Annotated in this window: 16 protein-coding genes; 14 read left to right on the forward strand and 2 right to left on the reverse strand. The window is 39.8% G+C overall.

Going from position 1 to position 20,507, the window contains the following annotated elements:
* Positions 1–51: 51 nt before the first annotated feature.
* From MKY78_RS10535 to MKY78_RS10595, 13 genes are all read left to right on the forward strand, one after another.
* Positions 52–708, forward strand: a complete 657-nt coding sequence (locus MKY78_RS10535; protein ID WP_339212381.1) for a type 1 glutamine amidotransferase domain-containing protein — start codon at positions 52–54, stop codon at positions 706–708.
* A 293-nt stretch (positions 709–1,001) separates the two neighbouring features.
* The gene (locus MKY78_RS10540; RefSeq protein ID WP_339212384.1) at positions 1,002–1,355 is read left to right on the forward strand and encodes a hypothetical protein; all 354 of its coding nucleotides are present in this window, start codon (positions 1,002–1,004) and stop codon (positions 1,353–1,355) included.
* 461 nt (positions 1,356–1,816) lie between these two features.
* Positions 1,817–2,917, forward strand: coding sequence for a metallophosphoesterase (locus tag MKY78_RS10545; protein WP_339212385.1), 1,101 nt, complete (start codon positions 1,817–1,819; stop codon positions 2,915–2,917).
* A 96-nt stretch (positions 2,918–3,013) separates the two neighbouring features.
* On the forward strand, positions 3,014–4,798 hold the full coding sequence (locus MKY78_RS10550) for a prolyl oligopeptidase family serine peptidase (protein ID WP_339212387.1): 1,785 nt from the start codon (positions 3,014–3,016) through the stop codon (positions 4,796–4,798).
* 646 nt (positions 4,799–5,444) lie between these two features.
* Positions 5,445–6,746 (forward strand): ABC transporter substrate-binding protein, encoded by a 1,302-nt coding sequence (locus MKY78_RS10555; RefSeq protein ID WP_211740900.1) that lies wholly within the window; start codon positions 5,445–5,447, stop codon positions 6,744–6,746.
* Between the two features lie 193 nt (positions 6,747–6,939).
* A complete protein-coding gene (locus MKY78_RS10560) occupies positions 6,940–7,893 on the forward strand; it encodes a sugar ABC transporter permease (protein WP_211740901.1) in 954 nt (317 codons plus the stop codon).
* A complete protein-coding gene (locus tag MKY78_RS10565; protein WP_339212395.1) occupies positions 7,890–8,738 on the forward strand; it encodes a carbohydrate ABC transporter permease in 849 nt (282 codons plus the stop codon). The genes MKY78_RS10560 and MKY78_RS10565 overlap by 4 nt, the downstream gene beginning before the upstream one ends.
* A 93-nt stretch (positions 8,739–8,831) precedes the next feature.
* On the forward strand, positions 8,832–9,857 hold the full coding sequence (locus MKY78_RS10570) for a LacI family DNA-binding transcriptional regulator (protein WP_186867963.1): 1,026 nt from the start codon (positions 8,832–8,834) through the stop codon (positions 9,855–9,857).
* A gap of 80 nt (positions 9,858–9,937) precedes the next feature.
* Entirely contained in the window at positions 9,938–10,837 is a 900-nt protein-coding gene (locus MKY78_RS10575) for an ROK family protein (RefSeq protein ID WP_339212399.1), read from the forward strand.
* A gap of 75 nt (positions 10,838–10,912) precedes the next feature.
* Positions 10,913–12,349, forward strand: coding sequence for a glycoside hydrolase family 1 protein (locus tag MKY78_RS10580; protein ID WP_339212402.1), 1,437 nt, complete (start codon positions 10,913–10,915; stop codon positions 12,347–12,349).
* 30 nt (positions 12,350–12,379) lie between these two features.
* Positions 12,380–13,300, forward strand: coding sequence for a Gfo/Idh/MocA family oxidoreductase (locus MKY78_RS10585; protein WP_339217881.1), 921 nt, complete (start codon positions 12,380–12,382; stop codon positions 13,298–13,300).
* Between the two features lie 257 nt (positions 13,301–13,557).
* Positions 13,558–14,307, forward strand: coding sequence for a nuclear transport factor 2 family protein (locus MKY78_RS10590; protein WP_339212406.1), 750 nt, complete (start codon positions 13,558–13,560; stop codon positions 14,305–14,307).
* A 211-nt stretch (positions 14,308–14,518) separates the two neighbouring features.
* The gene (locus MKY78_RS10595) at positions 14,519–14,650 is read left to right on the forward strand and encodes a hypothetical protein (protein ID WP_255488041.1); all 132 of its coding nucleotides are present in this window, start codon (positions 14,519–14,521) and stop codon (positions 14,648–14,650) included.
* Between the two features lie 176 nt (positions 14,651–14,826).
* On the opposite strand, the gene MKY78_RS10600 is transcribed toward MKY78_RS10595, so the two are convergent.
* Positions 14,827–16,533 (reverse strand): IS1182 family transposase, encoded by a 1,707-nt coding sequence (locus MKY78_RS10600; protein WP_339212409.1) that lies wholly within the window; start codon positions 16,531–16,533, stop codon positions 14,827–14,829.
* A 149-nt stretch (positions 16,534–16,682) separates the two neighbouring features.
* The gene (locus tag MKY78_RS10605) at positions 16,683–18,980 is read right to left on the reverse strand and encodes a glycerophosphodiester phosphodiesterase family protein (RefSeq protein ID WP_339212412.1); all 2,298 of its coding nucleotides are present in this window, start codon (positions 18,978–18,980) and stop codon (positions 16,683–16,685) included.
* Between the two features lie 481 nt (positions 18,981–19,461).
* Between MKY78_RS10605 and MKY78_RS10610 the strand changes: the two genes are divergently transcribed.
* Positions 19,462–20,496, forward strand: coding sequence for an extracellular solute-binding protein (locus MKY78_RS10610; RefSeq protein WP_339212414.1), 1,035 nt, complete (start codon positions 19,462–19,464; stop codon positions 20,494–20,496).
* The last annotated feature ends 11 nt before the right edge of the window (positions 20,497–20,507 follow it).

Consider the following 20,507-nt stretch of genomic DNA (forward strand, 5'->3'; position numbering starts at 1 on the left):
GTTTTAACGAAAGCGTATATATTAATTTTGAATTATAAGGAGGAATATAGCATGGCAAAAAAAGTATTGATGGTTGTGACAAATCATACAACAATTACAGATGATCACAAAACAGGTCTATGGCTAGAGGAATTCGCTGTACCTTACCTCGTTTTCAAAGAAAAAGGCTACGAGGTACAAGTGACCAGCATAAGTGGTGGTGAAGTTGCGCTAGATCCAAACAGTATTGAAGAGAAGCCAGAGTGGAAAGATGCTGAAGCCGAGCTAAAAAATACCGAAAAACTAACGAAAGACCATGCACACGGATATGACGCTATTTTCCTACCAGGTGGACATGGTACGATGTTTGATTTTCCAAATAGCGAAACACTTCTTTATGTATTGCAGGAGTTTGCGGAAGAAGATAAAATCATCTCCGCTGTTTGCCACGGACCTGCGGGATTGGTCAATGCAACCTACAAAGATGGTACACCAATCGTGAAAGGCAAGAAGGTTACCGCCTTTACTGATGAGGAAGAGGTTGAAATGGAGCTTGATGTTCACATGCCTTTCCTTTTAGAAACAAAATTACGAGAGAACGGTGCCGATTTCGTTGCTTCTGAAAAATGGACTGACCACTCCATCCGAGATGGCAAACTAGTGACTGGGCAAAATCCGCAGTCTAGCAGAAGTACAGCGGAGAAAGTGGTAGAGGCTTTAGAGGGATAAGGTAGTGGATATTTGGGCATGTTTTACAGTGTTATGTATATTTGAAAGTAGTAAATAACTGAGAATGCGGACACACTCCCGGAATATCATGATGCTGATATTCCGACAGGTTCTATCCTGAATACGCTAGAGAGGAACCTCACCCTATTGATATGGATCAAAAAGGGTGAGGTTCACTTTTGCTTAATAGGCTATAAAGGTTTGTGTTAAGGTACACGAATTGAGCTATCTATCTAGCGAAAAGATAAGCAATTAAAATTACCCATATACCGATAGATGCCTTCCTTAAATCAATGAATGCAGCAGTTCTTTTTTGGGAATTGCTTTTGGAAACTGAAAGCTTATTTATAGCCAAAACTAGAAAAACGAGTGTCCAGATAAGGGCAGCGGATTTTATTAAGAAAACCAAGCTGCTTAAGTCGTCAAAAATTCCACTGTTCTCTGGGCTCCCAGCTGGCGTTATCCCAGCTTTACGCCATGCATTACCAGGTGCGGTAGTTGCAGATAGCGTAAATGAGATGGAAAAAATTGTGATTGATGATAATAATGAAATGGTCGCTTTTATCACTTCTTTCACCTCCTTTAAATGGGAAATAAAAAACCCGAAAAAATCACGAATAAAAATGCATAAAATACATTTTTCATGATTTTTTCGGGTTCGTCCCGTACTGTTTACTTTTATTATTAGAAAAATTCAGTAATAGTACACTTGATATTTTTGTCTATGTTCTACAAAATAGTGTACATTTAAAAAATTCCTTTTCATTATAACACAACTCTTTGTTGTTTTGCCTACTATTTTATGTAATATCCAAGGTAGCCGAGGAAGCTACATTATCTAGATTCATTTTTGTTTTAAAAGATGCAATCCATCCCCCATCACTATCAAACTCTCAATAAACACGTCATATCAATTACTCCATAACAACCACCTAAGCTATAATACAAGAGTAATACATACAAACATGAAAGCTTCTCACGTAGGTAGGCTTAATTATGAAAAAATAGGGTATTAACAAAAGGGAACTATTACTCTATTAATTTATTTTCGTACTGTTTCCTACTATGGAGCAATCAAACTAAGCAGAAAAGGAGTTTAATCATACATATGTTCATTCTAATCTTAATCAGCACACTAGTAGTATATGGAGGACTCGTTTATTACATTGGCTGGAGGGGCTATCGCTTTCTTCAACCAGAATCATCAAGCAAACGATTTAAGATCATTTACAGCCTAGTCGTCATAGTAGTAGCGAGTTCGTTTTTCTTTGGGATGATGTCTGGAAGCACCTTTTTACAAATAGTTGGCGCATATTGGATGGCATGCTTCTACTTGCTGTTACTATTAGTGCCGCTTGCTCACATTACTGTTATTCTCTTGCGTCGTACGCGACTACCAAGGCATAAAACACAGAGATGGGCAGGGGTCGTGACACTCGTCTTAATGGTATCCTTCTTGGGATATGGCATATTTAACGCTTATAGTCCAGTCGTAAAAAGCTATGAGATTAAGATCGATAAAGGTGATTCCTCTCTTGATAGTCTTTCAATCGCCATGGCAGCAGATACCCATTTTGGACTATTGTCAGGTAAAGGTCATGCAGAGCGCTTTGTAAAGGAAATGAACAACCTAAATGCAGACATCATCCTCTTGCCGGGCGATATCATTGATGACGACCTGCAAATCTTCCTGGATCATAATATAGATCAAATACTGTCCGAGCTCCATGCACCATATGGCGTCTATGCGTCACTTGGGAATCATGACAAGCATGAGGGGACTATGCAGGAAATCATTGATGCGTTAGAGAACAGTGGAATCCATGTCCTATATGATGAGACAGAGGAAATTGCAGGGCAATTTACGTTAATTGGACGGAAGGACAAAATCGATCCAAACAGGCTTCCTTTAGAGCAATTAATGAATGGAGTAGACCCTAATTTACCAGCTATTCTAATTGGTCATCAACCATATGAATTGGATATCGCACAGCAGGAAGGGATTGACCTCATGATCTCTGGCCACACACACCGAGGACAAGTATTCCCAGGCAGCCTTATTACAGATGCCATTTATGAAAATGATTACGGCTACTTGCAGAAGGGACAGCTGCACTCTATTGTGACATCAGGCTTTGGTTTTTGGGGACCGCCAATACGTATTGGTACACGCTCTGAGCTCGTGAAAATCGATATTACGTTTGAGTAAATACATATCGATATAGGATTAATTTTGATATAATATTTAGATAAATAAAAAAACAATGCCGTTAGAGTGTGCTGGCATAGCAATGGGGGAATATACATGTTTCAATTTCCAAAGCCTAGTATCGAGAGCTTTTTCAGAACGATAAATATTGTTGATTTTGATGTGAATGCGACAGAGGAGGAAGTTCTTTTCTCCTCCAATTTAAATGGCTATTACAATGTATGGGCCATGAGACTTGATGAGCGGTACCCTTACCAGCTAACAACTGCCAATCAAATGAATTCCTTTGTAAAATATACACCCGCGGGTAACTACTTCTTAACTGGTTACGATACAGATGGAGATGAAAACTATCATATCTATGCAGTCCAAAGCAGTGGAGGAGAACCGGTCGCAGTGCTAAAAGTTGAAGGAGAAAAGTTTTACTATGGTGATTTGGCAGAAGATGGCCAACATCTCTATTACATAACGAGTGTAGACAATCCCAACTTTTTAAATATAGGCCGAGTAAACCTGGAGACAGGTGACAAGGAGATTTTGATAAAGGGTGAAAAAGGACCAAGTTATCTGTATTCTGTGAGTCCAGATGAATCGAGCTTTGCGTTCTCAAAAGAGCTAGGAAATACAAGCTCCTTCGGCTATCTCGCTAAGGGTCAGGAGATTATCCCACTTACCCCTTCACAGGAAAAGCCGCATCGAGTTAGTCAAGTGAAATATCTAACGGATAATCAGGTGTTACTTTTAACCAATTATGAAAGTGAATATTACTATTTAGCTAGCTTTGAGATTTGCACGAGGACATTTACGAAGCTAGTAGCGTTCGATGGCTACGAATTATCGAATTTAACCGTTGACCGGGAGCGAAATCGGGTCTACTTTGTCGCAGAGCGTGGTGTAGAGGACCGTTTATATAGGTTCGACTTAGCTACAAATGAAGCTACTTTACTCGATAAGCCATTTGATATGGTCAATAAAATCAAGATTGGAAAAAGTGGCGCCATCTATGCACTAGGTAGGTCAACAACCTTCCCAGCAAACTTATTCCAGTATACCGATACAAGCGGCTGGGAGCAGATAACCCAGCACCGAATCATCGGGGTGGATAATGAAGCATTAACAGAGCCTGAGGTGCTTACCTATGATAGCTTTGATGGATTAAAAATCGAAGCACTCTACTTTTCACCGAATCCGGAGCTGGATAATGGACATACCATTCTATGGCCACATGGTGGACCACAGCATGCGGTGAGAAAAACCTTTACACCACTCTTCCAATATTTATGCTCCCAAGGGTTCAGCGTATTCGCGCCGAACTTCCGTGGTAGCACTGGCTATGGGGAGAGCTTTATGAGATTAGTAAATAAAGACTGGGGAGGCGGACCACGCCTGGATATCATCGCCGGTATGGACTGGCTAGACCAACAAGGGAAATCTAGTTCGGATAAATGGTTCTGTATTGGTGGAAGCTATGGTGGATATATGACCTTACTTCTTCACGGTCGCCATGCAGATCGGTTTAAGGCATTTGTCGATATCTTTGGCCCAAGTAATTTATTTACAACCATTGAGACAGCCCCAGAACATTGGAAAGAAGCGGATAGAGAGTTAATTGGTGATGTCAACGAGGACCGGGAGAAATTAATAGAAGACTCGCCAATGACTTATATTGACCAGATGACCAAGCCCATGCTAGTCATACAAGGTGCCAATGACCCACGCGTTGTAAAGGTAGAATCCGATGTAATCGTCGATGCTATGAAAAAAAGAGGCCAAGACGTCGAATACCTCGTACTCGAAGACGAGGGCCATGGCTTTTCTAAAACAGAAAACGCCTTAAAGGTTTATTCGTTAATGGTGAGCTTTTTGCGGAAGTATGTGTAGGGTGGCATAATGAATTTCCCTAGAAGAGGCTGGGACAAAACGAAAACAAAGGTAATAAAAAACGAACAATCACCACATTAGCCCCGGAAATATACGGAGACTCCTGTGGGAGGCTCATCAGCAGCCCGCGGAAAAGCGTAGAATATTTCTGGGGCTGGTTTGATGCGCTAGCTTTCATGTTCGGTTTATCCTATGTTAGAAATAGTTTTGCCCCAGCCTCTTTCTTTCTGTCCCCAATAGAAGCTGCTGATTATGCGGGTATGCTACGCGCGAGATTTTACCAAATCCTGAAAAAGGTGCCCCAAATCCTGAAGAATATGTCAACTAGGCGGCCACGTTATATTTATCTGCTGTATTAGCGGGTAGAGGACTCTACCAAGCGTTACTCTCCACCAATTAACGAAATCGGTTTCTGCAAGCTCCAGCCATTAATTATCTAAACTTTACTGCTTTTATTAAAAATCCCTAAAAAAACATGTTGATTTTTAAAAAAGTAACCACTATAATTCTTTGTAAGCGGTTACTTACTAATTTTTTTGAAATTTAAAGAAACCGGTTTCCTTAATCGTGTATAGGAGGTGTCCATTTCTAGAGTGAATCAAGAGGGTTTTACAAACTATTAAACTAATTATAGGGGGTTATATCGTTGAAAAGTTTTAAACATATTGCTGTGTTTGGATTATTAGCTTTGCTTGTGGTTTCTTTAGTGGCTTGTAGTGGTGATGGTGATAAAGAGGCAAGTGGTGATAAGAATAGTAATTCGAACGAGGAAATTACGCTAGACTTCTGGACGTTTGGTGCAACTGGTTATGAGGATTTAGCAAAAGAATACGAGGATCAAAACCCAAATATTAAAATTAAAGTGAAATCATCCGAAACTGCAGACCATCATGATGCACTCTTCACCTCATTATCTGCTGGAAGTGGTGCACCGGATATTGCGATGCTAGAAATTGATCAATTCGATCGTTTTAAAGTTGCCCAGGATCGTTTTGAGAACTTGTATGACCTTGGTGCGAATGATGTAAAGGATCAGTACTTAGATTGGAAATGGGAAAGTGGAGAGAATGTGGATAGAGATTTCTTGTTTGGCCTTCCAACAGATATCGGTCCGAAAGCATTATACTATCGAACCGATTTATTTGAGCAAGCAGGACTACCAACAGATCCAGAAGAGGTGGAAGCTTTAATTAACTCACCTAAGGCGTTTGAAGAGGCTGGGTTAAAGGTTAAAGAAGCAACGGGAATGCCATTTGTGGATAGTATTGAAATGGCCTTTAGAGCGTATTTAGATGCAGCAGAAACAGCTTATTTAACTCCAGATAATGAATTGAATCTTGGAGCAGATAGTGAAGTCAAAAAGGCATATGACTATGCGGTTCATCTGAATGACCTGGGAATAGTTGGTAAATATGAAATGTGGAGCCCAGAGTGGGCGAATGCGGTGAACAAGGGTGAATTTGCTGCGGAACTAGGTGCAGGCTGGTTGAAAGGCTGGATGGAAGGAAATGCACCGGAAGCTGTTGGTAAATGGAAGGTAGCGACATTACCTACTGAGTTCGCTGCAAATTGGGGTGGATCATATATCGCAATCCCAAGTGAAACTAAGCATGCACAAGAGGCATATGATTTTATTGAATGGCTTGTATCACCAGAAAATCAATTAAAATCATTCCAAAGCCATGGATTATTCCCTTCCGCTCATTCAGTCTATGAGATGGAAGAATTCACATCGAATGAAGATGAATTCTTTGGCTCTCAGGCAACAGCTCCAGTATTTGCTAAGGCTGCCCAAGACATTACGGGGATCGGATACAAAGGGGAAAAATACTTCCCTGTTCATAACGAAATCTTAAATGCACTGAAAAATGTGCAAAACAATAATGCAGATCCAGAGAAAGAGTGGGAAGCAGCTGTAAAACGTGCCGAGGATTTAATGAAACGTTAATCTATTAAACTCTGAAGACTAAAGGTATGATAGCGAACGAAACAAATAGTAATGGTCGGTTTACCGAGACAAGCCTTTTGCAAAACAGGGATGGAAGGAGTAAGCCGGCCACCTTTTTACAAGACCCAGAAAAAACTACGTTAGGAACGCCTAAAGGCACGGTACTATTTTGAAATGGAAAAGAGGCGTGAACATGAATTCTGCCAGTAAGAAAGAAGCTATAGGGAAAAAGAAGAAAAATAGGTCTGAAGAAAAGAAGGACATGATTTCGGGTTATTTGTATATAGCGCCTTTCTTTATTATTTTTGCACTTATTGGTCTATATCCTGCGCTTTTTAGCTTTTACTTAGCTTTTCAGAAGTGGAATGGCTTAAGTCCAATGACCTTTAATGGGTTAGCTAATTTTGAGCTCGTACTGACTGATCCGCTGTTTTGGAAATCGGTTTACAACACGATTATCATGGGGATTATGGGAACGGCTCCACAATTAGTTGTCGGACTTATTCTAGCCTATTTATTAAATTTGGCATTTCTTAAGTTTAAGAGCTTCTTCCGAGTAACGATATTTATGCCATATTTAACCTCAATGGTTGCCGTGGCACTTATATTTAGTGTGCTATTCAGTAATCATGATTCATCTTTTGCTAATTATGTGTTAACGAATCTTTTTGGACTCGACCCGGTCTCTTGGGCTGCCTCTGAATGGGGAACCAAGATTGCCATATCGCTTATGGTGTTTTGGAGATGGGTTGGATATAACACAATCATTTATTTAGCCGGGATTCAAAGTATACCGAATGACTTATATGAAGCGGCAACTGTGGATGGTGCTAATAAGTTTCAGCAGCTTTGGTATATTACGATTCCGATGATGAAGCCTTTTATTATCTTGACTGTATTTACATCAACCGTTGGCGCGATGCAGTTATTCTCTGAACCAACTGTATTCTTAGGGGCTGATGCTTTCACAAGGGATGAAGCAATGACAATTGTTATGTACTTATATCGTGATGCCTTTAGATTGCAGTCCTTTGGAACGGCATCTGCAACAGCGATTATTCTGTTAGTTATCATTACGATATTTGCTGTCATTAATTTAAGATTGACGCAAGGATTTGGAAGGAAAAAGCGAGGTGTTCATAAATGAGTAATCGCATAAACAAAAATCGCAAAAAGCTATCGTTCAGTAAACTATCCATTTACTCATTTTTATTCATTGCTTCCATCCTTTCTCTTTTTCCTTTTTATTGGATGTTTGTTATGGCGACACGACCAAGTGCTGCCTATAATTCTATTCCACCAACCCTTACACCAGGAGATATGCTAGTTGAGAACTTTAAAAAGGTATTAAATCAAATTGATTTCTTTGGTGGAATGTGGAATTCATTTGTATTGTGTGCGGTTGTTACGATTGTGGTTCTATTCATTAGCTCCCTAGCTGGCTTTGCTTTTGCCAAGTTTAAGTTCCCGGGGAAGAATATTCTGTTTGTCGCGATCTTAGTAACGATGATTATTCCGCCACAGCTAGGGTTAATTCCGCAATACTTTCTAATTTCGAATGCAGGACTCCTTGATACTTTACCAGGGGTCATGATTTTGTTCTTTTTAAATCCGTTAGGGATATTCTTGATGCGCCAATATATTTCAGGAGCAGTTCCGGATGAACTAATCGAGGCTGCGAAATTAGATGGATGCTCGAATTTCCGCATTTACTGGAGAATTGTCCTACCGATTATCCTACCAGCATTTGCAACGCTTGGAATCATTGTCTTTACGGCGGTTTGGGGAGAATTTTTATGGCAGTTTACGATTTTAAGAGACCCAGACATGTATACGATTCAAGTGGCATTAGCACAATTAAGTAATACGAATAATGTGGACTTCGGGATGATTATGTCTGGCGTATTCTGGGCGACTGTTCCGTTACTAGTCATTTTCTTACTATTTAACCGATTATTTATTTCTAGTATTACTGAAGGATCCGTAAAATAATTTATTTTTCCTGCCTGGCTATTGTATCACTCTATGACTCTTAGTAATCTAGCAGTAGGAAATATATATCAAGGAATTAGAGGAGATTATACGATGGGGTTAACGATAAAAGACATTGCACAAATGGCTGGGGTATCACAGGCAACTGTTTCAAAAGTAATCAATAATTATAAGGGAATAAGTGAGGAAACAAAGAATAAGGTCATGACCGTAATTAATGAAATGGGCTATGCACCTAATTTTTCAGCAAGGTCACTAGCAACGAAAAAATCAAACCTCATCGGTCTCATCTATGCCGGTAGGATTAATGTGGATATGACACACCCATATTTCAATGAAGTAATTTCAACCTTTAAGAAGAACATTGGCTTATTAGGGTATGACATCTTGATGTTTTCTAATGAGCATTTTCTACAGGATGAGGGAAGTTATTTAGCAAGGTGCAAGCATTTTAATGTAGACGGCTGTTTGATTATTGCTGGTGAGAAGGTCGAGGATGCTACGTTTGAGCTTGCGGAAAGTGGTTTTCCTTGTATAGGTATTGATATTGAATTAAAAGGGCCGAATGCGAGCTATGTCATGACGGATAATGTGAGCTTATCAAGGAAAGTGGTGGAACACTTTTATTTGAATTCCCATCGGAAAATTGGTTTTATCGGTGGAATGCGTGAATCGGTCATTTCAAATTTAAGGTTAAAAGGGTTCAAGAATGCGATGCAGCAGTTCGACCTTGAGCTACGAGATGAATGGATTCAATACGGAGATTTCCAGGAAGAGAGTGGCTATCTCTCTATGAAGCGAATGCTTGAATTAGATGATGTCCCCGAAGCCGTTTTCGCTGCTTCAGACTTAATGGCATTAGGTGCATTACGGGCGGTTAAAGAGGCCGGATTACAAGTTCCAAATGACATCCGAGTTGTTGGGTGTGATGATATTCCAGCATGCCGTTATAGTAACCCGAAACTGACCACGGTTAAACAGGATAAGGAAAAGATCGGTAAATTATCAGCTTACATGTTAAATGATTTAATTGAGGGGCAATCGAAAATAAAGCCAGTGTTTACAGACTCTGAACTTATTGTCAGGGAGTCATGTGGAGCGAATAAAACCTTCTGGTAATATTACATCGATTTATTCTCGGAAAGTGTATAAAAACAATAGCAACTAGAATCTTGTATGGGGTGTTAGGAGGTTTTTTGGTGAACTATTATGCAGTTTTTGATGTGGGTGGTTCCGCAATCAAGTATTCCCTTATGGATGAGGCTGGGTCTTTTATAGAAAAATCCTCTATTCCAACACCGAAGGACGGTATAGACGCTTTTGTAAATGTTATGGATTCCGTGGTGAAGGAATTTCAGAAGAAACAGGTTCTAAGTGGTATCGCCTTAAGTATGCCAGGAGCGGTAGACGTAGAAACTGGATTCATTAAAGGGATTACGGCTCTTCCTTATATTCATGGTCCTAATATCAAACAACTCATCCAAGAACGAACAGGGCTTGTGGTTGAGCTGGAAAATGATGCGAATTGTGCCGGTTTGGCTGAAGGCTGGATTGGTGCTGCTAAAGGGATTAATGACTACATTTGTATCGTGATCGGTACAGGAATTGGTGGGGCACTTGTTTTAGATAAGAAGATTCGCCATGGTAGCAATCTTTTCGGTGGTGAATTCGGCTATATGATCCTTGAGGATTATTTGGACCAGCCGATTGGGGAAACGTGGAGCTCACTTGCTGCAACTGGGGGCTTAGTGATGCAGGTTGCAAAACGCAAAGACATCGACCCTAACACGCTTGATGGGATAGCGGTGTTTAAAATGGCGGATGAGGGTGACCTAGAAGTACAGGATGAGATCGAAAAATTCATCAAGCGCTTAGCAGTAGGAATTTATAATTTACAGTACATGATTGACCCGGAGAAAATATTAATTGGTGGAGCAATCAGTAAACGGGATGGGCTAATTGATAACATCAATGAAAAGCTTAAGGTAATGAAACCGAATGAAGAATGTTTAGATATTAGGGTGCATCCATGCCAATTTGGCAATGATTCTAATTTAATTGGGGCGCTCTATCACTTCTTACAACGGGCGAATTTATAGATAGTAGGAGCTGGGTATACATTGATGTTTACTTAGTCTCCATGTATAGCAAATTAAATTGAAGGAGGGAATATGATGATACATAAGAATTTAGAAGCCTTTCCTAGTCAGTTCCTATGGGGATCGGCTTCTTCTGCTTATCAGATTGAAGGAGCATGGGATGAAGATGGAAAGGGACCTTCCAACTGGGATCAATTTGTCCGAATTCCAGGGAAAACCTTTAAAGGAACAACTGGTGATACGGCAGTCGATCATTACCATCGTTATAAAGAGGATATTCGCTTAATGGCCGAGATGGGCTTGAAGGCATATCGCTTTTCCGTTTCATGGGCTCGAATCTTTCCTAATGGTAGAGGAGAAGTCAATGAAAAGGGCATCCAATTTTATAGTAATCTAATCGACGAGTTAATTAAGCATCGTATAGAGCCGATTTTAACCATCTATCATTGGGATTTACCACAGGCACTGCAAGATGAATATGGTGGCTGGGAATCTCGCGAGATTATTCGGGACTTTACCAATTATGCGGTTACATTGTATAAGCATTTTGGTGACCGGGTGAAATATTGGGTGAGCTTGAATGAACAAAATATCTTCACCAATTTTGGATACAGAACGGCTCTACATCCCCCAGGAGTAAAGGATGAGCAGCTTTTCCATCAAGTCAATCATCATGCGAATTTGGCAAATGCCAGTGCGATTAAGGAATTCCGCAACTATGTACCAGACGGAAAGATTGGCCCTAGCTTTGCCTACTCCCCTTCGTATCCAGCATCTGCTAAGCCTGAGGATATCGTTGCTGCGGAAAATGCAGAAGAGTTAAATGCACATTGGTGGATGGATGTTTATGCATGGGGAACATACCCTCAGGTGGCATGGCGTTACTTAGAAAGAAAGGGCTTGGCACCAACTATTGAAGACGGTGACCTTGAATTACTAAAAGAGGGTAAGCCGGATTTTATGGGATTAAACTATTACCAAACGACTACCTTTGAGAAGAACCCGTTAGATGGTGTATCAGAAGGAAAAATGAATACATCTGGAAAGAAAGGCTCAACCGAGGATAGCGGAGTACCAGGTCTTTATAAAACCGTGAAAAATGAACATCTGGAGCGGACAAATTGGGATTGGAACATCGACCCAACCGGACTTCGCATCGCCCTCCGCCGCATCACGAACCGATACGAATTACCAATTCTAATCAGTGAAAATGGCTTAGGGGAATACGATAAGCTTGAGGAAGGCGATATCGTAAATGATGACTATCGTATTGATTATCTACGAGTACATTTGAAGGCGACCCAAGAAGCGATTAGTGATGGAGTAGATGTGATTGGCTATTGTACATGGTCCTTTACCGATTTACTAAGCTGGCTAAACGGCTTCCAAAAGCGCTACGGATTTGTCTATGTGAATCAACATGAAGAAGGAGAGCATGACCTTCGCCGGATTAAAAAGAAAAGCTATCACTGGTATAAAGAAGTCATTGAAACAAATGGAAAAAATCTATAAGTAAGGCTTATAACAAGAGGAGTGTTTGTTATCAGACAGCCAAAAATCGGGATGGTTGGTCTAGGATCCATTGCACAAAAGGCGTATTTACCTATTTTAACAAAGGAAACCAAGTGGCAATTTGTTGGCGCTTTTTCACCGAATGCAGAGAAAAGACAGCGGGTTTGCAGGCAATATCGAATCCAAGACTTTCCTAGCTTATCGGCATTAATAGAGGAAAGTGATGCAGTGTTTGTCCACAGCTCAACAGAATCCCATTTTGAAGTCGTATCCGAGCTTCTACGAAATGGAAAGGACGTTTATGTGGATAAGCCACTCGCTGCGACAGTGGCACAAGGGGAGAGGCTAGTAGCGTTGAGTGCGAAGCATAATCGAAAGCTAATGGTTGGGTTTAACCGCCGCTTTGCACCGATGTATGTCGCTGCAAAAGAGCAAGCACAGGATCCTACTGCATTTTCCTTGGAGAAACATCGTGCACTTGACATTGGTCCACACGATTACCGTTTTACCATGCTAGATGATTACATTCATCTCATTGACTTGATGAGATGGCTTCAGGCTGGAGAAAGTAAGTTGGCATACCATAAGATGGATATCAACGCTGATAAGCAGATTACGTTTGCCCAGCATGTGTGGGAAGGGGAGCATGGTAATCCATTTACACTTTCCATGCATCGACATGCGGGAACCAACTTAGAAGAATTGAAGGTGTTAACGGCCGGTGCGCTCATTCGAGTGAAGAATATGAATGTAATGGAAACAGAGCAAGACGGGAAAGTAACGATACAAACCTCCCCATCCTGGGAGACAATTTTAAAACAAAAAGGATTTGTTGACGCGGTCAAGCATTTTGTAGATTGTATCATAAACGACAGCCAACCATTCGTAGATGGAGAAGAAGGGTTGAGATCACAGCTATTAGTGGAACAGTTGTTGAGAGAGCAAGGGTGAAGCGTGGAGCCATGCTTCACCCTTTGCATTTGTATTTATGGAAACACTCTTACATCATAAGAACTTTTCACCGTAGATTACGCCTCGATGATTTATCAAGTTAAATTTCTTACCACTTCTCATAATGAATTTCCCCTCAATTCCAAAAAAAGCAACCTAGAAGAATTTACGCACTGCTTAACGTGCTAGAATAGGATAAACTTGCTGTTTCCAACTACAGCAGGAAGCCTGCTTGTAAAAAGTGGAGGGATAAAAGAATGGGAAAAACAAATCTAAAGAATCTTGTGCAAGATTATTTTAATGCGTATGAAACAAAGGAAAGGGGAATTTTAGAGGAATTGTTAAGCCATGACTTCACGTTTAATAGTCCGGTCGATGACAAAATTAACCGGGAGGCATATTTTGAAAAGTGTTGGCCAAGTTGTAAAGACATAGAAGAATATCACATCCAAAATCTTTTTACAGACGGAGATGAAGCGGTCATTCGATACGAATGCGTATTAAAGTCTGGTGCTACTTTTCAAAATATGGAACATTTTTTATTTGAGAATGGGAAAATTAACGAAATAACCGTCTATTTTGGCTTCGATTTGAAGCACGATTCTGTAAATATTGCGAAAGTACAAAGGTTAAATGAGGCATTCGTGACAGGTGATATAGATTATATCGTCGATAACATTGCTGAGGATATTGAATGGAACTTTATTGGAGACTCCGTAATGGAAGGAAAAGAAGCTGCCAGAAATAACCTTGAGCCAATGCGTGGTGTTGTAGCAAAAGAACATACGGTTGAAAAAATCATCGTACAGGGGAATAATGCGCTCGTCGAGGGTACGATGAAATTGCCAAGTGAGCATAGTGAAGGAACCACGTATGCTTTTTGCGATGTATATAAATTTGACAAAGAGAACAATAACAAAGTTAAAACATTATCATCGTATCTGATTGAATTGTCGAGTGAGGACTATGATAGGTTAACAAAGGGTAATAAAACGAGTATTGAATAAAGCATCCCGACTTATGGCAAAAACATAAAATTGTTGGAGAGGTTGTGGAAGGAGCTAGGGTAAAGGGTAGGGTGGTTCTCGTGCTTTTCCCTTTGCCACTCCTTTCCTCATTGGAATATAAAACATCCCACCGGAAGTCTGTATCCTCCAGTAAGTTATAAATATATTTATGTACCAGGCAAATAATATGGGTTGAAGGGAGGATACTAACATGGAGTTTAAAGGTGCTGGAAACAAAATTGAACAAACTGCAGAAACGCTTATAAGAAAGGGTATCCCAGAAAGAGCAGCTGCTTTTGCTGCTTCAATGGGGTATTTGCGAGAGTTAAAAAAGAAAAAGTAAGCGGATGAAGCTTGGGAGGGCGGTGTTCTAGGGTTAGGGTACCATTTCAAAAGGGGCATTACCTGGCTGATTTTATGAAATCCTGAAAGATTGCGCTCAAATCCTGAACCCCCCCTCCAAATCCTGAAGAATATGTCAACTAGGCGGATTTGTTATAACCATATGTCATAGGACAGTTACAGATAAGAGCAATTTAAGAGAAAATGAGGCTGGGACATAACCAGCCAAAAAAAGTGAAAAATGGTTCCAATCACTAAAAATAGATGATTGGAACCATTTTTCTTTGGATTATTTCTGTATTCATGTGTTTGAACTATGTTCATAGCGGTATATTTTCTTAGGTTTACCGCCATGAACGCAAATCCTAATTCATTTTTCACTTTCTCTTTTCCCCTTACGGAAAAACGGGTGAAACCCAAATTAGCCTTCAGAAAACCGAACACTGGTTCCACATCGATTTTACGTTTCCCATAAATCTCACCAGTCTTCTCGTCTGAAAGCTTTGTACGTACATATTCTTTTTGTGATTCCCACTTTTCATTGATGTAGATCTTTCGATTGTTCCCTTCTTTCGCTTTGGTGCACAGATGACGGAGTGGGCAACCTAAACAGTCTTCGCATTCATACACTTTAACTTCTCTTGTAAACCCATATCTGTCTTTTCGTTTGGAATAATAACGAAACGATACGTTGCGGCCATTCGGACATTGATAGAAGTCCTCTTCCTCGTTGTACTCCCAATTGTCCACATGAAAGGCGTTGTTTTTGTGCTTCTTTTTCTTCTCTTTTCGATATTGATTGTATGTAATGAGTGGAGTTCGATTTCGTTTTTGGATGATATCTTCATAATTCTGTTCACTGCCATATCCTGCATCCGCCACAATGTAATCTGGCAGTTTAAAAAAGGATTCTTCTATTGTATTAAGAAATGGAATCAAGGTTCGTGTATCGGTTGGATTTGGAAAGACATCGTAAGCGAGTGCATACTGACCCTCTGTAGCTAATTGTACATTGTAACCAGCTTTCCGTTGCCCGTTCTTCATATAATCATCTTTCATTCGCATAAATGTCGCATCTGGATCGGTTTTCGAATAACTATTCCGTTCCCCAAATAGCTCCATGTCGCTTTGGTATTTTTGTTTACGTGTGATAAAATCTATTAACTGCTTACGGGCCTGTTTGGGTAGTTTGCGCTCTGAACGGATTTTTTTACGTTCACTCCCAACCTCACAAGTTTCGATTTTTTCATCGTATTCTCCTATCTTTTCGTCTAACTTTTCCACTATCTCTTTCATTTCCTCAACGGAGAGCTCTTCCTCATTCTCGAGTTCCATAGCTGGGATAATTTCCTTTTCCAATAATTCATTATAAAGTTGATTGGACTTTTCTATTAACTTGTTACTATATTTTTCAACGGATTTGCGCCAGACAAAGGTAAACTTATTTGCGTTTGCCTCAATCTTCGTTCCATCAATAAAAATTGCTTCTTCCTCAATCAATTCTTTTTCTACGAGCTGGTTCCGAAATTGCACAAAGCATTCGCGCAAGAGATTTTCAATGAGTGGATTGGAACGAAAACGATTGATGGTGCGATAGCTTGGTTCATCACCTTGAGCCAACCACATCATACGAATACTGTCTCCTAGTAATGCTTCTATTTTACGACCAGAAAATGCAGATTGGGTATAGCCACACAAAATAATCTTCAACATCATACGAGGATGATAGGCAGGACGCCCTGTTTGACGTAGGAATTCATCGAAAGCTTCATCAGGTATGGATTCGACAAGATCATGGATCGCAAACGCAATATCATTTTCTTTTAATTTGATTTCCAAATCTAGCGGCAAAACTACTTGATTCATGTTATAATATTTAAACATAAGGATACCTCCGATAAAGTTATGGTGTGGTTACTTTAATTTTATCAAATGGTGTCCTTTTTGTGTGCAAAAAAACAGGTACTATCCATTTTTTGGGATAGTACCTGTTTTTTTATACTGGGGTTTTGTCCCAGCCTCTCTATGTTTCCTTATTCCGTTATCTTAACCTCAATAGGTTCAGAAACTAAGTTCCATTGCTCATTTAGCATACTAAAGTTATGAACAGCGAATACTTCAGCTTTACCTGGTGCAATTGCAGTTATTGTGTTTCCGATTACTTCGACTTGGTCCTCGGATTCAGAAACAAATAATGTGGTTTCAATATTTTCAGTTTGATCAACCCGGTAGTTAACGAAAGTTTTCGCCTGAATGGCTGCCGATTTTCCGACCTTTAGATTACGTTTTTTAATTGGTGTTTCAATTAGGGTTGGTGCGTCCGTTAACCATTGTGTATAATCTGTAATTGGTCCAATTAGCCCTTGTTTCAATAAATTCTCAAATGGTTCTTGGCTACGGAATGTCCAGTGCATATTTAGTAAGCCGCGTTGTCTCATATAAGTAATGGATTCTTCCGAAAGACTACCATAACTAGAGTTTAGACGTGCTCCGATTGTAGTAGCATAGTTTAGCATCTGTTCAGCATCTTTGATTCGTTGTTCTGATGAACCAGGAACAGAAGCGGAATATAGATAGCCAACACTTATCTCTGGTGAGATTTCACGGTATTTTTTCACACTTTCCATGTTAAAGCTTTGTAGGACGACTTGGTCCTCGACTCCTACTTCCATGATTTCTTCTAATACTTGCTCTTCAATACCAATTGCTTTTAACTCTACCAGCAAGACAACATCCTGACCTTTAAAGCCTTCTAAAAACTCACGGAATGTTGGTACCTTTTCACCGGCGAATTCTTCTCCAAATTTTATACCAGCATCCAGTGCGCGAATTTCTTCTAATGTTAAATCAGCGACAGCACCAGTACCATTTGTGGTGCGATCGACTGTATAATCATGCATTACTACTATATGCCCATCCTTTGTACGTTGAACATCGGTCTCAATTAAATCAGCACCTAATTCATAAGCTAAATGATAACCAGCCATGGTATTTTCCGGTGCAAGAGATGGCACCCCGCGGTGTGCCACAACTAGTGGTCTTTGGACAATGGTGTTTTCAGGATATTTTCCAAATGCAGCTACTGCTTCCGTTGGATTTTCAGTTACAATCCCATCTACCCCAGCATGTATGAGGGAGTGCGTATTCTCGCCAATTCCCCAAACGGATATTGCGCGTGCATGGAAGTAATGTACCGTATCGACCGACACGTGTTTTTCTGGTAGTACAATAGTAAAGGAGTTGTTCATATTAGCGTCTTTTACTAATTGCTTTATATCATGTTTATTTAAATGGTTTTTGTCATAAAGAATGGCTCCACGTGCTGCTGGATAAGCATCTTTAATTTGAGTTAGTATATCAAGATTAGATGATAGGATGTGAACATCCTTAAGAGATGCGATTTCTAGAGCGTTAATAACTCCAGCAACTGCTTCTTCTTGATCCACTTGAATAATGGGAATAGCTTTTCCTCTAGATGCTGACAGTACATCATTTATGGAAGAGTCACCAACAACGATGTTACCGCTTTCATTTATTTCAACCTGTAGCAAGACAGAAGAGACACCTTGTTGTTCTTCAAAATTATCTGGTACGGAACTTGAGATGATAGTCGGTGCATTAATCATATTGGTCTCAGGTTCTGTAGGTAAAAATGCATTGGAATCTGCTAATGGTGGCAAGTCATTTGTCCTGGTTGTCACACGTACATTATCAAATTCAACCGTTGCACCAGAAACTTGGAAACCTAAATCGCCATCTAAATACGTATTAGCAAGGTCGGTATCAATTACAAGTTGTCCATTGACAAATTGCTGTACACGTTCTCCCTTGGCAATAACCTTTAAACGGTACGTTTCATTATATCCAAAGTCCTCCGGATAGAATGTTTTCATTGGTACGCTCCATGTATTACTCTCTGTACGAAGTGCAAATTCTATACCATTTAAGGCAGATGTTCCTTTTCGTACTGCAAATTGGTAATATGGATAGTCCTCACCTTGAATGCGGTACATTAAGGATGCCCATCGTGCACTATTAACAGCAGATTTAAACGTTACATCAGCTTCAAATACATAATCCCCTAATCCATCTGGAGTTGGGAATATAACTCTTGAAGGGTCTGAAATACTAGTTGATGTTAACTCAAGTGCTCCGTTCTGAACACTAGCATTTCCCTCAATGACTTCCCATCCATCTGGTAATACGCCTTGTTCAAAATTCTCATCTACTAAAATGTCTTCACTTGCCATGGTTGCTTGGTATTGGGTTAACCCCAAACCAAAAATAGTTATAGCTAGAAGTGGTACAAGCCAAAGGATCTTCTTCTTCATTAAAATTCCTCCTTAAAATGGTTTCTATGGAAGTAAATTCTAAAGAGGTCGGTTCATACTAAAATTAATCCCTCCTTTTTTATTCCAAAGGAAAAAGAGAAGACACCAAAATATCCCCTATGAAAATAGGGAGATAAGTATGGCATCTTCTCTTAGGCTCCTACCAGAATATGAAGTTATCATTTAGTATGCTATCATTATCGCATTTAGTCTATAGGTCATATGTATGATTATGTACTGTATTTTTACGAATAATTGTTTACTAGAGTAGTAAAAATTGGCTGTTTTTCCGTCAAGTTAATTTTTTGTAAATTTTCTATTTACAAAAATGTAAACGTTTGCTATGATTATACTCAATCGAATATCTCTCGGAGAATAGAAGAGAAGAGGATGAAAAGAACCCCCTTTTAGTAGGGCTTATTTTTCATTCTCTTTTCTTCTTTACAGAGGGATAGTCGGACCATACAAAGGGGGAAAACTCATGAAGAAGATTTCATTAACGTTGTTATCGTTAGTATTTTTAGTAGGATTTCTAGCTGCTTGTGCAGGTGAATCATCCGGAGATGGAGGAGGTAGTGAATCAGGTGATCCGATTACACTATATTCACCTGAAACGCCTGATTTGACTAAGGAACTTGCAGCAAAATATGAAGAATTATATGGACAAACGGTTAATGTTCAGTATGCGGGTACAAACGTATTAGTTAACCAAATGATGGCTGAAAAAGGAAGTCCAAAAGCTGACGTGTGGTACGGTGGTGGCGGTATCCTTCCGTTTGAATCTGCGGTTGACAAAGGAATTATTACTTCATACATACCTGAGAGCGCGGAAGATTGGGAAGTTGTAGAAAATGGAATTAAAATGAAACATCAAGATGGATATTATGTTGGAACAGAGTTATTTGTACTTGGTTTCTCTTATAACACAGAGCTTGTTTCAGAAGAAGAAGCTCCTAAAACATGGGAAGATTTACTAGATCCAAAATGGGAAGGTAAAATTCAGTTCCCTAACCCGGCTGCATCTGGTACAGCTACACTGATGGTACTAAGCTATATGATGCAACATGGGGAAGAAGAAGGTTGGGAGTATTTCCAAGCACTAGCTGATCAAGCGAATTCTATTCCAGATTCAGGTTCTGCTCCAACAAAAGGGGTAGCAATGGGTGAAGCACATGTTGCGATTGGCTTTGACTTCATGGCTTACGAGCATCAAACAAAGGGAGAAACAGTAGACTTTATTGTACCTGATAAAACTCCTATTCTAGTAAATCCTGCATCACTTGTAGAGGGTGGTCCAAACCCTGAGGGTGGTAAGAAGTTTATGGACTTTATGTTAAGTGAAGAAGCACAACAAATTCTAGCAAACTGGCAACACATTCCAATCAATCCTGAAGTAGAGTCTCAAACACCATTAAACATTGATTCATTAAAAGAAAATGCAGTGGACTTAGATATTGATTGGGTAAATGAAAACTATGATCGTATTCGTAACGAGTGGAAGAATAAAATTAACTAAAGGAAGTTGAT

Origin of the sequence: Ornithinibacillus sp. FSL M8-0202, assembly GCF_037975285.1 — a bacterium.
Taxonomy (GTDB): domain Bacteria; phylum Bacillota; class Bacilli; order Bacillales; family Amphibacillaceae; genus Ornithinibacillus; species Ornithinibacillus massiliensis.

What these genes read in the sequence shown, in the direction of transcription:
- MKY78_RS10550 (WP_339212387.1), top strand. Translation starts at nt 3,014, where the DNA reads ATGTTTCAATTTCCAAAGCCTAGTATCGAGAGCTTTTTCAGAACGATA.
- MKY78_RS10595 (WP_255488041.1), top strand. Translation starts at nt 14,519, where the DNA reads ATGGAGTTTAAAGGTGCTGGAAACAAAATTGAACAAACTGCAGAAACG.
- MKY78_RS10610 (WP_339212414.1), top strand. Translation starts at nt 19,462, where the DNA reads ATGAAGAAGATTTCATTAACGTTGTTATCGTTAGTATTTTTAGTAGGA.
- MKY78_RS10605 (WP_339212412.1), bottom strand. Translation starts at nt 18,980, where the DNA reads ATGAAGAAGAAGATCCTTTGGCTTGTACCACTTCTAGCTATAACTATT.
- MKY78_RS10565 (WP_339212395.1), top strand. Translation starts at nt 7,890, where the DNA reads ATGAGTAATCGCATAAACAAAAATCGCAAAAAGCTATCGTTCAGTAAA.
- MKY78_RS10545 (WP_339212385.1), top strand. Translation starts at nt 1,817, where the DNA reads ATGTTCATTCTAATCTTAATCAGCACACTAGTAGTATATGGAGGACTC.
- MKY78_RS10590 (WP_339212406.1), top strand. Translation starts at nt 13,558, where the DNA reads ATGGGAAAAACAAATCTAAAGAATCTTGTGCAAGATTATTTTAATGCG.
- MKY78_RS10570 (WP_186867963.1), top strand. Translation starts at nt 8,832, where the DNA reads ATGGGGTTAACGATAAAAGACATTGCACAAATGGCTGGGGTATCACAG.
- MKY78_RS10535 (WP_339212381.1), top strand. Translation starts at nt 52, where the DNA reads ATGGCAAAAAAAGTATTGATGGTTGTGACAAATCATACAACAATTACA.
- MKY78_RS10560 (WP_211740901.1), top strand. Translation starts at nt 6,940, where the DNA reads ATGAATTCTGCCAGTAAGAAAGAAGCTATAGGGAAAAAGAAGAAAAAT.
- MKY78_RS10540 (WP_339212384.1), top strand. Translation starts at nt 1,002, where the DNA reads ATGAATGCAGCAGTTCTTTTTTGGGAATTGCTTTTGGAAACTGAAAGC.
- MKY78_RS10580 (WP_339212402.1), top strand. Translation starts at nt 10,913, where the DNA reads ATGATACATAAGAATTTAGAAGCCTTTCCTAGTCAGTTCCTATGGGGA.
- MKY78_RS10600 (WP_339212409.1), bottom strand. Translation starts at nt 16,533, where the DNA reads ATGTTTAAATATTATAACATGAATCAAGTAGTTTTGCCGCTAGATTTG.